General features: G+C 67.0%; 18 protein-coding genes and 1 tRNA gene. 12 read left to right on the top strand and 7 right to left on the bottom strand.

The features are described 5' to 3' along the window. Window positions 1-22: 22 nt before the first annotated feature. Window positions 23-1,291: a PucR family transcriptional regulator gene (locus tag N2M23_RS04845; RefSeq protein WP_265443703.1), complete on the top strand. Its 1,269-nt coding sequence runs from the start codon at window positions 23-25 to the stop codon at window positions 1,289-1,291. Here the strand turns inward: N2M23_RS04845 and N2M23_RS04850 are convergent. The 3 genes from N2M23_RS04850 to N2M23_RS04860 form a co-directional block, all read right to left on the bottom strand. Further along, a complete protein-coding gene (locus N2M23_RS04850; protein WP_265443705.1) occupies window positions 1,180-2,064 on the bottom strand; it encodes a fumarylacetoacetate hydrolase family protein in 885 nt (294 codons plus the stop codon). The two genes, N2M23_RS04845 and N2M23_RS04850, sit on opposite strands and share 112 nt — an antisense overlap. Before the next feature lie 13 nt (window positions 2,065-2,077). Further along, window positions 2,078-2,803, bottom strand: coding sequence for a GntR family transcriptional regulator (locus N2M23_RS04855; RefSeq protein WP_265443706.1), 726 nt, complete (start codon window positions 2,801-2,803; stop codon window positions 2,078-2,080). A gap of 65 nt (window positions 2,804-2,868) precedes the next feature. Continuing rightward, the gene (locus tag N2M23_RS04860) at window positions 2,869-3,315 is read right to left on the bottom strand and encodes a GlcG/HbpS family heme-binding protein (RefSeq protein ID WP_265443708.1); all 447 of its coding nucleotides are present in this window, start codon (window positions 3,313-3,315) and stop codon (window positions 2,869-2,871) included. 144 nt (window positions 3,316-3,459) lie between these two features. Between N2M23_RS04860 and N2M23_RS04865 the strand changes: the two genes are divergently transcribed. The 9 genes from N2M23_RS04865 to N2M23_RS04905 all read left to right on the top strand — a co-directional run bounded on the left by N2M23_RS04865 (window position 3,460) and on the right by N2M23_RS04905 (window position 10,854). Further along, window positions 3,460-3,996, top strand: a complete 537-nt coding sequence (locus tag N2M23_RS04865) for a cupin domain-containing protein (RefSeq protein WP_265443710.1) — start codon at window positions 3,460-3,462, stop codon at window positions 3,994-3,996. Window positions 3,997-4,023: 27 nt separating this feature from the next. Beyond that, window positions 4,024-4,680, top strand: a complete 657-nt coding sequence (locus N2M23_RS04870) for a carboxymuconolactone decarboxylase family protein (RefSeq protein ID WP_265443712.1) — start codon at window positions 4,024-4,026, stop codon at window positions 4,678-4,680. A gap of 1 nt (window position 4,681) precedes the next feature. Next, window positions 4,682-5,911 (top strand): homogentisate 1,2-dioxygenase, encoded by a 1,230-nt coding sequence (locus N2M23_RS04875; RefSeq protein ID WP_265443713.1) that lies wholly within the window; start codon window positions 4,682-4,684, stop codon window positions 5,909-5,911. A 44-nt stretch (window positions 5,912-5,955) separates the two neighbouring features. Beyond that, a complete protein-coding gene (locus N2M23_RS04880) occupies window positions 5,956-7,086 on the top strand; it encodes an alpha/beta hydrolase (protein ID WP_265443714.1) in 1,131 nt (376 codons plus the stop codon). Between the two features lie 165 nt (window positions 7,087-7,251). Beyond that, window positions 7,252-7,566, top strand: a complete 315-nt coding sequence (locus N2M23_RS04885) for a putative quinol monooxygenase (RefSeq protein WP_265443715.1) — start codon at window positions 7,252-7,254, stop codon at window positions 7,564-7,566. 14 nt (window positions 7,567-7,580) lie between these two features. After that, complete coding sequence (locus N2M23_RS04890; RefSeq protein WP_265443717.1) at window positions 7,581-8,447, top strand: hypothetical protein; 867 nt, start codon at window positions 7,581-7,583, stop codon at window positions 8,445-8,447. Between the two features lie 54 nt (window positions 8,448-8,501). Next, window positions 8,502-8,948: an ester cyclase gene (locus tag N2M23_RS04895; protein WP_265443719.1), complete on the top strand. Its 447-nt coding sequence runs from the start codon at window positions 8,502-8,504 to the stop codon at window positions 8,946-8,948. Further along, on the top strand, window positions 8,945-9,628 hold the full coding sequence (locus N2M23_RS04900) for an isochorismatase family protein (protein ID WP_265443721.1): 684 nt from the start codon (window positions 8,945-8,947) through the stop codon (window positions 9,626-9,628). Before N2M23_RS04895 ends, N2M23_RS04900 begins: the two co-directional genes overlap by 4 nt. Further along, window positions 9,625-10,854, top strand: a complete 1,230-nt coding sequence (locus N2M23_RS04905; protein WP_265443722.1) for an SGNH/GDSL hydrolase family protein — start codon at window positions 9,625-9,627, stop codon at window positions 10,852-10,854. Before N2M23_RS04900 ends, N2M23_RS04905 begins: the two co-directional genes overlap by 4 nt. Before the next feature lie 26 nt (window positions 10,855-10,880). On the opposite strand, the gene N2M23_RS04910 is transcribed toward N2M23_RS04905, so the two are convergent. Continuing rightward, entirely contained in the window at window positions 10,881-11,597 is a 717-nt protein-coding gene (locus tag N2M23_RS04910) for a class I SAM-dependent methyltransferase (protein WP_265443724.1), read from the bottom strand. A gap of 138 nt (window positions 11,598-11,735) precedes the next feature. On the opposite strand from N2M23_RS04910, the gene N2M23_RS04915 reads away from it, so the two are divergent. Further along, window positions 11,736-12,341 carry a class I SAM-dependent methyltransferase gene (locus N2M23_RS04915; protein WP_265443725.1) on the top strand — a complete coding sequence of 202 codons (606 nt, stop codon included), beginning with the start codon at window positions 11,736-11,738 and terminating at the stop codon, window positions 12,339-12,341. A gap of 7 nt (window positions 12,342-12,348) precedes the next feature. Here N2M23_RS04915 and N2M23_RS04920 read toward each other — a convergent pair whose 3' ends face one another. Both N2M23_RS04920 and N2M23_RS04925 read right to left on the bottom strand, forming a co-directional pair. After that, window positions 12,349-13,086 carry a hypothetical protein gene (locus tag N2M23_RS04920; RefSeq protein ID WP_265443726.1) on the bottom strand — a complete coding sequence of 246 codons (738 nt, stop codon included), beginning with the start codon at window positions 13,084-13,086 and terminating at the stop codon, window positions 12,349-12,351. Window positions 13,087-13,110: 24 nt separating this feature from the next. After that, a tRNA-Arg gene (locus N2M23_RS04925) sits at window positions 13,111-13,183 on the bottom strand. A gap of 98 nt (window positions 13,184-13,281) precedes the next feature. Between N2M23_RS04925 and N2M23_RS04930 the strand changes: the two genes are divergently transcribed. Further along, window positions 13,282-13,758, top strand: coding sequence for a YbaK/EbsC family protein (locus N2M23_RS04930; RefSeq protein WP_265443728.1), 477 nt, complete (start codon window positions 13,282-13,284; stop codon window positions 13,756-13,758). 34 nt (window positions 13,759-13,792) lie between these two features. Here N2M23_RS04930 and N2M23_RS04935 read toward each other — a convergent pair whose 3' ends face one another. Further along, entirely contained in the window at window positions 13,793-14,293 is a 501-nt protein-coding gene (locus tag N2M23_RS04935; RefSeq protein ID WP_265443729.1) for a DUF2505 domain-containing protein, read from the bottom strand. Window positions 14,294-14,312: the final 19 nt, after the last annotated feature.

Genomic DNA, 14,312 nt, shown 5'->3' on the forward strand with positions numbered 1-14,312 from the left:
TGACATAAGAAGGGCGGCCGTCATGGACCGATCGGGCAACTCGGACGACGAATCGGTCGGCGCTGAGCGTCTTTTCGAAGCATTGGCCCTCGCCGAACGCGAAGTCCTCGCCCGAGTGCGCGAGCCCGCCCGCCACCAGTTGCGCTCCTATCCCGGCACAGGCGAGCTGACTGCCGAGTTCGACCTGGGGATGGCCTATCGCACGAGTTTGGAGCATGCGTGGACCTCCGGGGTGCCGGTCGGCGTCGGTGATGCACGGATCCTCGACGCGGCAGGTGCGGATCGAGCACGCCGCGGAGTGGCCTTCGAGGATCTGACCCGTGCCTGGCACATCGGGGTCAGCGCGCTGGTCACCGAGGCTCATCGCGTCGCTCGGCGATTGGAGCTGCCGAGCCAGGCGCTCTACGAGTTCGTGGAGGCTGCGCTCGCCTGGGAGGACATCGCAACAGTGCTCATGGCCCGCGGCTTCCGTCGTACCGAACGCACGCTCGGGCGGTCCGACCGGGGTGACCGGGCGGCATTCGTGCACGACGTGCTGGTGGGCAACCTCGCGGCGGCAGAACTCGTCCAGCAGGCGCGCAACCACGGGCTGGACCCGGAGCTGCACTATCGCGCGGTCCGGGTCCGGATGCCGCTCGAGGGAGCGCTGAGCGAGCTCGCCCATGCGCTCGGACTGGACCAGCGCAACGGCGCGGTCGGCATACTCGCCGAGTCAGACGGAGATCTGGCCGGATTCGTCGCCGACCCACCCCCGGTGCCCGCGCCGTTGCAGGTCGCCCTCGGCCCGTCGGTCCCACTCGGTGAGCTACCGGAGTCTTACCGACTCGCCACCCGGGTGCTGCGCACCCTCACCTGCTTCGGAATGACCGGTAGCCACGACATGACCTCGCTGGGCATCCGCCCGGCGATGGTCGACGACCAGGACGTGACCGCGGCACTACGCGGACGCTACTTCGGTCCGCTGGCTGCCTTGGGTGATGCGGGTGACGCGCTTGGTATGTCGGTGCGTACGTACTTCGCGCACGGTATGCAGGTCGAACGCGCGGCGGCGGCGCTGTTCGTGCACCCCAACACGCTGCGCAATCGACTCGCCCACTACGGCCGGCTGGTGGATGCCGACCTGCGCTCACCGGCGGTCATCGGGGAGCTGTGCTGGGTGCTCCAGGTCGCTAACTTCGCTCAGGGTGATGGCGAAAATGACGAATCGACAACGGGATTGGTCAGCCTTCCGACACCATCCACCGACACGGTGACCCGGTCGCCGGCCCGCAGGAAGCGGCCACGAGCCTGACCGACGCCACCCGGGGTGCCAGTGCTGATCACGTCACCGGGGCGAAAGGCGAAGTAGCGTGACAACTGCTCGACCAGATCCGGTATGCCGACCTTCATCTTCGCGACCGTGGTGCGTTGCACCTCTTCGTCGTTCAGGGTGGTCGTCAGCGTCATCGCCAACGGGTCGGTCACTTCGTCGGCGGTGACCACGGCAGGTCCGACCGGTCCGAACGTGGGCAATTGTTTGCCGAGCAGCATGCGGTTCCACGCGGCGCGTTCCTCGGCCGGCGTGGTCGCGGCCGACAACTGCGGCCAGGCGTCCCGAGCCGAGACGTCGTTGAGCACGGTATAACCCCCGATGTAGTCCCACGCGTCGGCTGCCTTGACCCGGTGACAGTCTGCGCCGAACACCACGCAGAGCTCACCCTCGTAGTCGACCCGGTCGGGAAACTCGACCGGCAACCGGATGGGTGCGCCGGCGGCGATCCAGGTCTGCGGCGCCTTGCTGAACCACGTCACCGACGGGACCGGCGCGTCCTGCGACGGCAGTGCATGCTCGTGATAGTTGGCGCCGACATTGATCATCAGCGCGGTTGGCTCGAGTGACGGCAGCAGCGTCGTCGGGTCGAATGGAATGACCGATTCACTTGTGGCTGTGAGGTTTTCGCGCAGCGACCGGTCAGCGAGCAGCTGACCGAGAGTGACTCCTGCCGGGGTGAGCCGGACGGTGCCATCTTCGGTGAGTGCGCCAAGGCGTGGGGAGCCGTCATGGGTCAGGCGAACGAACTTCATCTGGTCCTCGAAGTCAGGAGGCGGACGCCTCGTCCTGCTCGGCGAGCTCGGCCAGCCGCCGGCGCAGGGTGGTGCGGGCGCCCAGCACATGGGACCGCATGATCGCCTCGGCGAGCGCCCCGTCACGGGCCTCGATGGCGTCGGTCATCTCGCGGTGCTGGTCGAAGGCCCGCTCGATCTCGGCGGGGGTGTAGTTGGCAAACGTGTGGCGCACCAGCGACCGCTGCGCGAAACCGGCGATCATGCCGGGCAGCGCGACGTTGCCGCTGGCGCGGTGGATATCGCCGTGAAACTCCAGGTTGAGCCGGGTGATCTCGTCATACCGGTCCGCATCGCCGGTGGCGAGCGTGCGTTCCATGACATCGCACAGTTCGCGCAACCGCCCGACGTCGGCGAGCTGCAGCTCGGCAGCGCGGCGTGCGCCATACCCCTCGAGGATGGCGTGCAGCTCGTAGGTTGCCTCGAGATCCTCGTCGCTGATCAGCGCCACCCGGGCGCCACGGTTGGGGATGAGCTCGATGAGACCGTCCGAGGCCAGCTGGCGGAACGCCTCGCGCACCGGGGTGCGGCTGACGTTGAGCTCGTCGGCAAGTGCCTCGGCCCGCAGCCAGACTCCGCACTCAAGCCGGCCGCCGAGGATGCGGGTGCGCAGGTCCTCATACACGGCGCTCGCTTTCTGACGCGGAGCCGTTGCGGACAGGTCGGAGTCCTGGGCGTCGCCGTGCCGTTCGGTCGTCATGGAGCCATCTTCCGCCATTGGCGACTCGGGCGCCGCCGCCGTCGCCGCATCGGCGTGGCTGCACGTCACTCGAGGTGGGCCAGTCCGGCGCGCGCGACCTGCATGTCCTGTGCGTAATGGCCGCCGCTGACGCCAATGGCCCCGACCACCGCGCCGTTCACGATGATCGGATAGCCGCCGCCGAAGATCACCAGACGGTCGATGCCCGTTGGTGCCCCGGCTGCGAGGGGGGCGTCGTCCTTGATGAAGTCGTGCCAGCCGTCGGTCGGCATCCCGAAACCGGCCGCTGTGTAGGCCTTGTCCTGGGCGACCTGCACCGACATGAGCGCGGCACCGTCCATCCGCGAGAAGGCCTTGAGGATGCCGCCCGCGTCGCAGACTGCGATCACGCTGGGCACGCCGATCGCGGCCGCCTCCGCTTCGGCGGCGGCGATGACCTCGCGCGCTGCGGCGGTGCTGATGCTGGCCGTCGAGAAGGTGCTGGCCGCGGTGCTCGGGTCCGTTGTCGTCATACCAACACCCTAGCTTAATTGCATGCAAAAAAGGAGACCGTCGGGAACATCTGGCGTAGGGTCGGCGTTGCAGCACAGTGTCGCAGGTCACATAGTATGCAAACCGCATGCGCCCTCAATGCAGCATCAATGTTTGGAGTAGTCATGAAGAACGTTCGCCGCGTCGTCACCGGGCACAAGGAAGGCATCCCGGTCATCGCCTCCGACGAGCAGGTACCCGAGGTTGCCCTAGCGCTCGGAGGTGGCATCACCACCGTGTCGCTCTGGGGTGCGACCGAGGCGCCCACCTTCCCGGACGACGGCTCCCCGACGCAGTACCCGCCGTTCTGCCCGCCGCCCGGCGGCTACCACTTCAGCATCTTCAGCGTGCCGACGGCGGACGAGGTGACTTTCCCCGCTGAGGACCAGATGGAGGAGGCGGTCGCCGAGATGCAGCGTGAGGTGCCCGGACTGCTCGAGGTGATGGAGCAGGACAACCCCGGCATGCACCGCACCAACTCGATCGACTTCATCGTCGTGCTGTCCGGCGAGGTGACGATGGACGTCGGTGACGGCGTCAGCACCGTGCTGCAGGCCGGCGACACCGTCGTCCAGAACGCCACCCGCCACCGCTGGACCAACAACGGCACCGAGCGTGCCTGGCTCGCCGCGATCGTCATCGGCGCCGAATACCAGGAATGACAAGGTTTTTCGTCAAGGAGGCGTGACATGCCACGACTACGTCAGATTCCGCGCGACGAAGTGACCGACAGTTACACCGCGCAGATGTACCAGCAGGTTTTCGGCGACCGCGACCCGGTGGCCGAGCCTGGGACCGAGACCGGCACCCCCGGTGACTGGTGGACCGTCTTCGCGTTGGTGCCCGATGTGCTGCGGCACTTCGTCGACGCCTACGCCATGTATCACAATCCGGCCCGGGTGCTCGATCCGCGCCTGCGCGAGCTCGGCCAGACCCGGGCCGCGTGGTCGGTGGGCAGTCAGTTCGTCTACTCCCAGCACGCGAAGGCGTTGCGTGCGCAGGGTGAGACCGACGAGCGGATCTCGGCGATCCGCGCCTGGCAGGTATCCGATCTGTTCACCCCGGCCGAACGCGCCGTGCTGGCGTATGCCGACGCCCTGACTCTGGATCGCGGACGGGTCGCCGACGAGGTCTTCGACGCCCTGCGCGCCGCACTGAGCGACGAGCAGATCCTCGAACTGACCTACATCGTCGGCTATTACGCGATGAACTCGGTGATATCCCGGGCGCTGCAGTTGGAGTTCGACAACCGGCCGGATCCGGTCGCCGAGGTCGACGGTGGGCCCTACACCCTGCCGGGTGAGCGCGGCTACGTGCCGCCCGACGTCGAACCGCAGGAGGTATGACGTGAGCTTCTACCAACGAGTCGGCGAGATCCCGCCCAAGCGGCACACCCAGTTTCGGCGTCCGACGGGCGACGGGAGCGCGGGCGGTCTCTACTACGAGGAGATGGTGGGGGAGGAGGGCTTTGCGTCCAACTCCTCGCTGCTCTACCACAAGGGCGTGCCGTCATCGATCGTCGACAGCACCGTGTGGGAGCTGCCGGACCTCACCACCACGAACAACCACCCGGTGCTGGCCCGACACCTGAAACTGCACGAGCTGTGGGGCGAGAACGACTGGCAGCAAACCGATCCCGTCACCGGGCGCCGGTTGATCCTCGGCAACGACGACGTGCGCATCGGCTACGTCGTGGCTGGCGCCCCGTCGCCCTACTACCGCAACAGCATGGGTGACGAGTGCGTGTTCGTGGAGGGTGGCGGCGCCACCGTCGAGACGGTCTTCGGCATGTTGCACGCCCGCAGCGGCGACTACGTCATCCTGCCGCGTGGGACGACGCACCGCTGGCTGCCCGATGCGGGAGCACCGTTGCGGCTCTACACGGTCGAGGCGAACAGTCACATCGCGCCGCCGGACCGCTACATGTCGCGCTACGGGCAGTTCCTGGAGAACTCGCCATACTGCGAGCGGGACCTGCACGCGCCGACGGAGCCGTTGGTCGTCGAGGGCACCGACGTCGAAGTGCTCGTCAAACACCGCGGTGACTCGCCCAGTGGCGTCGTCGGCACCCGGCTGGTCTACGAGACGCATCCGTTCGACGTTGTCGGTTGGGACGGCGGCCTCTACCCGCTGACGTTCAACGTCGACGACTTCGAGCCGATCACCGGCCGCATCGTTGAGCCGCCGCCGACGCATCAGGTCTTCGAGGGAGCGGGCTTCGTGGTGTGCAACTTCGTGCCGCGCAACGCTGCTTATCACCCGCAGGCTGTGCCGTTGCCCTACTACCACACCAATGTCGACAGCGACGAGGTGATGTTCTACGCGGGCGGCGACTACACCGCCCGCGCCGGCTCCGGCATCAACCTCGGGTCGGTGTCACTGCACCCCGGCGCGTACGCGCACGGGCCTCACCCCGGGGCGATCGAAAAATCGCTCGGGACAACCAAATTCGAAGAGCTTGCGGTCATGGTCGACACCTTCCGGCCGCTCGGACTCGGTGAGGGCGGCCGCGCCGCGGAGGACCCCGCCTATGCCTGGACGTGGTCGGGTCGCGGACCCGGCGCCGCGGGCGCCTGACTCATCGGCAACAGCGCCGCACGCGGCGAGGAACGAGGAACACCATGCCCGAACTACTGGCCATCCCGATGGCCACCAGCAACACGATCGAGATCTACTCCGGCATCGCTCGCATGGCGGGGAAGATCTGGGGCACCCTGCACAAGGCGGAGCAGCCGTCGAAAACCGTTGTGATCGTGACGCATCCGGCGTCCAACTTCATGGGTCACTACCTGCTCGAGCCGCTCGCCGCCCGCGGGGTCGACGCCGTGGGCCTGACCACGCGCTACCTCGGCAACGACAGTTCGCTGATCATGGAGAACTGCGTGCTCGACATCGGCGCCGCGGTGGCATTCCTGCGCGACCGCGGCTACGAGCGCGTGCTGCTGGTCGGCAACTCCGGCGGTGGCGGACTCGCGGCGCTCTATCAGAGCCAGGCCGAGCATCCGACGATCACCGCCACCCCCGCCGGGGACCCGGTCGATCTCACTGCGGCGCACCTGCCGCCGGTGGACGGCCTCATCTCCCTCATGGCGCACCCGGGGCGGGCACTGGTCTACACCGACTGGCTCGACCCGGCGATCCTCGACGAGCAGGACCCGACCCAGCGGGACCCGGAATTCGACCTGTTCGACGGCTCGCGCACCGCGCCGTACGACGAGGACTTCCTCGTCCGTTACCGCGCCGCGCAGGTCGCCCGCAACCGGCGGATCACCGCGTGGGTGCATGACCAGCTCGACGAGCTCAAGCGTGCCGAGGGTCCGGTGAAGGACCTGCCCTTCGTCATACACGGCACCGCGGCCGACCCCCGCTTCCTCGACGGCACGATCGATCCGTCCGATCGCGTCCCCGGCACGGTGTGGGGCACGGCCGAGGAGGCCAACATGATGCCGGCGACGCTCGGGCACTACTCCAGCCTGCGGTCCTGGCTCAGTCAATGGAGCATCGACGAGTCCAATTGCGACGGCCCGCGGCAACTGCGGCACACCAGCGTGCCGACCCTGGTGATGTACGGCACCGCCGATCAGGTCTGCTTCCCGAGCTACGCGCGGATGATGTATGACGCAGTGCCGCACGAGCGCAAGCGGCTGGTGCCCGTCGAGGGTGGCACGCACTACCTGCAGGGCCAGGACGAGCAGATCGCTTTCGTTGCCGATCAGGTCGTCTCCTGGATCGCAGAGCAGCTGCCGGCCTGACCTGACGAGTGTGGACATCCACAGCCGAGATACCGGATCTGTGGAGGTTCGCATATGGCGCGACCTCGAATCACCCTGCAAGGGTTGGGAATTACCGATTCGGGGTCGCGCTTTTCGTACCACGGCGAAAAGGTGCGCCCGACCCACGCGGAACGGAGTGTCGTCATGTCCGCAGTCGTCATCACCGCGGTCATCACCCCCGCCGAAGGCAAGCAGGACGCCGTACGAGAGGCCTTTCAGAGGCTGCTGCCGATCGTGCATCAGGAGGATGGCTGCGATCTCTATGCCCTGCACGAGAGCGACGGCAAGTTCGTCACGATCGAGAAGTGGGCGTCGCAGGAGGCGTTCGAGGGTCATGCCAACGGCGACTCGTTGCAGAAGGCGGGAGTCGACGTCGCGTCGCTGGCAGCGGGACCGTCCGACTGGATGCTCCTCACGCCGGTGCCGAGCAGCGACGGCTCGCCCAAGGGCGAGTTGTGAGCGGGTGGTGAGCGATGGCGACGACCGAGCCCGCACCGGGCGCCGAGCCTGACTACGAGCCGGACGAGGGGCACGGCCCGGCATACGACTCCACGCACATCTACACCACGTTCGCCGACATGGCGCCGCTCACCGAGCAGTTGCAGGCCGTCTTCGGCGGCGAGGTCAAAACGTACGGCGAGCTCAATATCTGCCCGCAGCCGAGTCTTTCGGTGGTGTCGGTGCTGCTGTCGCCCTACGGCTTGCTCTCGCTGTTCGGCTTCTCCACCCCGATCCCATATCCGTTCGGCCAGGACAAGCACGGCTACCGCATCCGTCGCCGCGACGAAATGATCGGCCGGGCGACGGAGGCCGGCCTGGATTTCGCGGTGGCGCCCTTCGACGACCTCGGTGGCCTACAGTCGATCGTGCGGCTGCCCGGCGGCAGCGCTCTGCAGTTCTACGAGCCGCCGGCGGAGATGGGCTTCCCGGAGTTGACGCATATCCCGGAGGCGCGAATCTACCTGGGGCCGTTGACGATCGATCCTTTCCTCGCGGCATTCACGACACTGACTCGCGGCACGGTGCAGACCGACGACCCTGTCGCGGACGGCGCGGAGGTCGGGATGCCGGACACCACGATCCGGCGGGTCACCTACGAGTCGGGATACGGCCGTCTGCTGGTGCTGGAGACCAACGGCCATCAGCCCTACCCCTACGGGTGGGACTTCACCGGCTTCGTGGTCGACGACCTCACGGCGACGCTCGCGACCGCGACCGCAGCCGGCGCGCAGGTCGTCGCCGACCCGCATACGGCCAATGGCCGCACCAGCGCGATGGTGCAGTTCCTCGGCGGCTTCGTGGCCGAGATCCATCAGGTCTCGGCGGATGCACCGGCCTGAGCCGGCCGGAGAAACCTGAACAGTCGAATCACCAAACAGCAAGGAGCAGCAATCATGCCGACCCACGACGACGTGCGCGCCTGGCTCGCGGCGGGCAATTCCCATGATCCGCAACAGATCCTGGACCTGGCGAGCGATGACTTCGTGATGCACCAGCCGCAGAACCCGGAGCCACTCGACGCACAAAAGCTGGTCAGCTTCTTCACGATGCTGTGGTCGGCGCTGCCCGACATCAAATTCAACAGCATCGGCATCACGATCGAAGGTGACACCGCAGCGTCCTGGGAGCGGGTGACCGCCACCATGACCGGACCGATGACCGACGTAGCCACTGGCAAGGTGATCCAGCCGACCGGGAAGTCCTTCGACGTCGAGGCGGCGATGCGCCTGGTCTACAACGACAAGAACCAGTTGAAGGAAGCGTGGATCTTCTGGGATCGGATCACGCTTTACCAGCAGCTCGGCATTCTCAAGGAGATCGTGGAAGGGATTCCGTCATGACCGCAGCAGCCAACTTCGACAAGATGCCGGCGGTCGTCGATCCTGACGACGCGGTGATGTGCTTGATCGACCACCAGTCGGGGCTGTTCCAGCTGGTGCAGGACATCGAGGAGTCGGCGCTGCGGCGGCACGTGTCCGCGCTGTCGCGCGCGGCATACCTCACCAAGATCCCAACGCTGACAACGGCATCCGTGCCGGACGGGCCCAATGGCCCGCTGATCCCGGAGGTGCACGCCAACAACCCGGATGCGACCTACATCGCCCGCCAGGGTCAGATCAATGCGTGGGAGATGCCGGACTTCGTGACTGCGATCGAGAAGACCGGCCGCAAGACGCTGATCATCGCCGGCTGCCTCACCAGTGTCTGCCTGGCGTTCCCCACGGTCGACGCGCTGGCCGCCGGATACCGTGTCTTCGCGGTGATCGACGCCTCGGGCAACTGGACCACGATGGCCACCGAGCTTACGCTGGCCCGCATCGTGCAGGCCGGTGCGGTGCCGATCGACACCTATGCAGTCATCGCCTACCTCATGAAGACCTGGAACCAGAAGGACTGGTTGCCATGGCGCGACCTCATGGCCGAACTCATCGTGCCGAAGTATCAGAACCTCATCGAGAGCTACGACAAGGCACAGCAGATCGCGAAGGACGGGCCGGAGACGGTGTTGGACAAATGGTGAGCGAACGCAAGGGGATTCGGTGGTGCGCTGCCGTCGTCGCGGCCGGAGGCATGACTGTCGCGCTCGTCGTGCCGGCGACTGCCGCGACGTCCGGGGGCGCCAACAAATGGTTTGGCACCTGGGGCGTCGCAGTCGCTACGCACGGCGTGACTGGGACGTCAGCCACCGGTTTCGGCGACCAGACACTACGCCAGGTAGCGCGAATCTCGGTCGGTGGGAGCGCGATTCGGTTGCGGTTCAGCAACTTGTATGGCGATCGTCCGCTCGTCATCGGGGCTACGACTGTCGCTCGGCGAGCGGCCGCTGGCGGTGCCGCCGTCGACCCGCGCAGCGTGCGTGGGGTCACCTTCGGCGGACAGCGCACAGTGACCATCCCGGCCGGTGAGGACGTGCAGTCGGACCCGGTGGTCTTCCGGGCGGAGGCCGGCTCCGAGGTCGTGGTGTCGTCCTACTTCCCGCAAGCGACCGGTCCGGTGACTTGGCACTGGCTGGGGTTGAGCACCAACTACACGGCAACCGGCGACGAATCCGCAAACGGGGGAGCGGCATTCGCGGTCCAGGACTCGGCTCGCTATTTCCTGTCCGGCATCTCGGTGCGTACTCCGGCCCGGGGCACGGTTGCCTTCTTCGGCGACTCGATCACCGATGGCAACGGCACCCCGGTCGATGCGGACCTGCGCTATCCCGACCAGGTCGCGAAGCGGTTGATGGCCCGCCCAGGGCCGAAGCAGTGCGGTGTGCTCAATCAGTCGATCAGCGGAAACCGGCTGCTGGCAGGGGGATTGGTCCCCGAGGCCGGTGATCCCGGTGTCGACCGCTTCGCGCGGGACATCGCCCGACCCGGGGTCAAATCGGTCGTCGTGCTCGAAGGCATCAACGACATCCTCACCATCCCGGGCATCACCGCGGATCAGATCACCGCCGGCTATCAGTCGCTGATCAAGCAGGGTCATGCGCAGGGCGTGACCGTCGTCGGCGGGACGCTCACGCCATACGAGGGATATGAGGGGTATACCCCGCAAGGCGAGGCGATCCGGCAACAAGTGAACAGCTGGATCCGCAGCTCGGGCGCCTTCGACTCGGTGGTGGATTTCGATGCGGCAGTGCGGGATCCGGCCAAGCCGACACAATTGCTGCCGGCATACGCCAGCCCCGACTGGATCCACCCCAACGCCACCGGTTACGGCATCATGGCGAACGCGGTCGACCTGCAGAAGGTGTGCTGAGCCGGCCGGGCATGGGTTGGGTGAGGTCAGTCGCCGGGCAGGTCGTGCACCGGGGGACGGGGTTGGAAGGCCCAGTCGCCGAGACGTCCACTGCCGCCGGTGATCAGCCACTGCGGGTGTGCCTTCGGGCGGCGCTCGAAGGCGATGATCGAGTCGTAGATGTGGATGCCCTGCGTGGTGCGCCCGAATTTGTCGTCCCGCGGAAGTTCTTTGACGTAGGTGAAGTTGAGCCGGTCGAGCAGGTCCTTGGTGTACTCGATGATCGTGCCTGCTCGCTTGTAGCCGCCCTCGTGCGGCGGGCTGTATGACGCGTGCACGTCCTCGATCATGTAGACGCCGTCCGGTGCCATCGTCGGGTAGAGGAATTCGAAGGTCTTGACCATGTGCGAGCTGATGTGGCTGCCGTCGTCGAGCACGACGTCGAGCGGCCCGTGTTCGTCGACGATCCGCTGGAGCACCGTGGTGTCGGTCTCGTCACCCTGGTAGAAGGTGGCCACCTTCGGGTCGACCCGATCGGACAGGTCCTCAAGGTCCAGACAGACGATGTCGGCGTCGGGTCCGAAATAGTCGCGCCACATCTGCTGGCTGCCACCACGGCCGACGCCGATCTCCAGGAAGCGCACGTCGGTGCCGCGATAGCGGCTGAAATGGTCCTCGTAGATGTCGAAGTAGTGGATCCACTTGTGCATCAAGCGACCCGGGTTGTTGAGGTAGTAGCGGTGCAGGAATCCGTTGTCTTCCATGGGTCCGACCATAGGAGCTGTCGTCGGGCGATGGGCGCGTTTGGCGGATCGGGTGCGGGTGGCATACCGCCAGCAGGGCGCGGGCGTTCGGCGCGCCTCGCTGAGGAACGGGTAGCCCCGACCGGGCACGATGGGGTGATGGTCGACAAAAGCCTCTGGATGCGTCAGGTCGAGGAGAACCCCGAGCACTCGAGCTGGTATGTCGAGCGCTTCCGCACCATGGCGCGCGACGGTGCCGACCTGGACGGCGAGGCGCGGCTGATCGATGCGATGGCGGCGCGTAGTGCGCGCATCCTCGACGCCGGCTGCGGTCCCGGCCGGGTCGGGGCTGCCCTGCACCGGGCGGGCCATACGGTCGTCGGTGTCGATGTCGACCCGACGTTGATCAAGGCGGCGAAGCAGGACCACCCGGGGCCGACGTGGCTGGTGCAGGATCTGGCCACGCTCGACCTGCCGGCGGCAGGCGTCGCCGAACCCTTCGACCTGGTGGTCAGCGCCGGCAACGTGATGACCTTCCTCGCGCCGACGACCAGAGCACGAGTGCTCGAGCGACTGGCTGCGCACCTCGTGCCCGGCGGGCGCGCGGCCATCGGGTTCGGCGCCGGCCGGGGTTATGCGTTCGAGGATTTCCTCGCCGACGCCGACCGTGGCGGCCTGGTCGCGGACACGCTTCTCGGCACGTGGGACGTGCGGCCGTTCGGTCCGGAGTCGGACTTCCTGGTCGCGATCCTGCGCCGTAACTGACTTGACGTCAGCCGATCGGCACCGTCACCTGGTCCTGGCTCTTGTTGTCGCACTTGGCGACAAGTGACTTCAGCGAGCCGTCCTCGGGCAGTTCGACGATGACCTGACCGCTGACCGGAGCGCCCTGGGTCAGGGTGCCGTTGATCGCGGTGCCCCCGTCGGCGGTGTAGCCGGTCATCACCTTGGCCGGCTGCCCATCGGTGCCGGTGGCGGTGAAGCACGAGCTGTTGATCGCGGCCGGCGTGGCCGTGACCGTCTGCTTGAGCGTGACCTCGAGCGCGGCGTAGTGGCTCGGCGGCCCGCCCCACGGTGCCTTGGCATCGGCAGGGTCGGTGATCTTGGTGACCGTCACGTCATACGTCTTGCCCTTGGCGGTGATCGGCGTCGCGGCCGCCTGGTGCGCTCCACCGCCGGACGTCTTCGTGCTCTGCGCTGCTGTGGACGAGTCGGCCGCAGCAGGCGAGCCGGAGTCCGAATTGCCGCCGGAACTGCCTCCCCCGCAGGCGGTGAGTCCGAGTGTCAGGGCGCGGCGGTTGCGGCGACGGCGAAGGTCCGGAAATGGCGACGGTCGAGCATGGTTCCCCTCTGCGGTATGGCGAAAGTGCGCCGCGACCCTACTGGCCTCGCCTGTGCGAAACGGGTCGCGGCGGGTGAGTGTCGCGAGTGACGTCCTTGTCCACTCACTGACGTCCAACGCAATGAGAGACGTTGCTGCAAGGACGTCGCTCGTTGCGGGCGTCGTCACTGGGTGGGGACCGACGTCAGTCAGTGCCCCCGGGCTGATTCGAACAGCCGACACCCGCTTTAGGAGAGCGGTGCTCTATCCCCTGAGCTACGGGGGCGCGCTGGAAAGCGTACCTGCGGACGACCGGGGCGCCTGACTTGGGCGTAGGCGCCGCCATACGCTGGCGATGTCGCCCCGACGATCCGAAGGAGAGCAATGAGCGACCTGCCCGCACGTAGTCAGCGGATCCAGCAATTACTCGCCGAGCACGGCGTGCCCGGTCAGATCCGGGCGCTCCCGGAATCGACGCACACCGCGGCGCAGGCTGCGGCCGCGCTCGGCGCCCAGGTCGGGGCGATCGCGAGCAGCCTGGTGTTTCTGGCCGACGATCAGCCGCTGTTGGTGATGACCAGTGGCGCGCACCGGGTCGACACCGCGATGCTCGGACTCGAACTCGGGCAGGAGATCACCCAGGCCGCGCCCAATCACGTCAAGCAGGTCACCGGGCAGCCGATCGGCGGCGTTTCGCCGATCGGCCACCCGGAGCCGCTGCGCACGATCGTGGACAGCTCGCTGCAGGCGTACGACGAATTGTGGGCGGCAGGCGGCACACCCAAGACGGTTTTCCCGCTTAGCTACGCCGACCTGGTGCGCATCACCGGCGGCACCGCGATGCGCGTCGCCCCCGCCTGATCCCGTATGACGGGAGCCGCGAAAACCCTTCTCGTCAGGGGTGTTTGCGGTCGTCCCACTGGTGGCTGGTGTCTTCCTCGGCCTTGATCGCGTTGAGGATCTCCGGCGCGGCCATCTTCTCGATCTTGCCGCCGATCAGCGGCAGCTTGGCCTTCAGGTCGGCCTTGACGCCCACTCGTGAGCCGGTGCCGTCGGGCGCGATGGAGGTGGTGCCCTTCATCGTGATCGGCTGCCCCTTCATCGTCACCTCCACGGTGCCGGTGCGGCTGCCGTCGGCCTGCCGCTCGCCCCAGGTGATCACCTGCGTGACGTCGACCTTGTCGCCGACCAGCTTCTTCAGCAGATCCGGCACGTCACCGGACGGCATGACCCGCTGCACCGTCACCTGGTGGCCGGGGCCCTTCTCGACGACCGAGCTGTTGTAGCTCAGCGCGCCGGCGTTCTGGCAGATGTCGTCCTGATATTCGGTCTTGATCGCGTCTTCGTAGACCTCGTCCGGGTCCGACTTGAGCTTCCAGTTCAGGGAGATGTCCATTGCCCAAACCTACTCGGAA

Origin of the sequence: Flexivirga meconopsidis, from assembly GCF_026162425.1 — a bacterium.
Lineage (GTDB): Bacteria > Actinomycetota > Actinomycetes > Actinomycetales > Dermatophilaceae > Flexivirga > Flexivirga meconopsidis.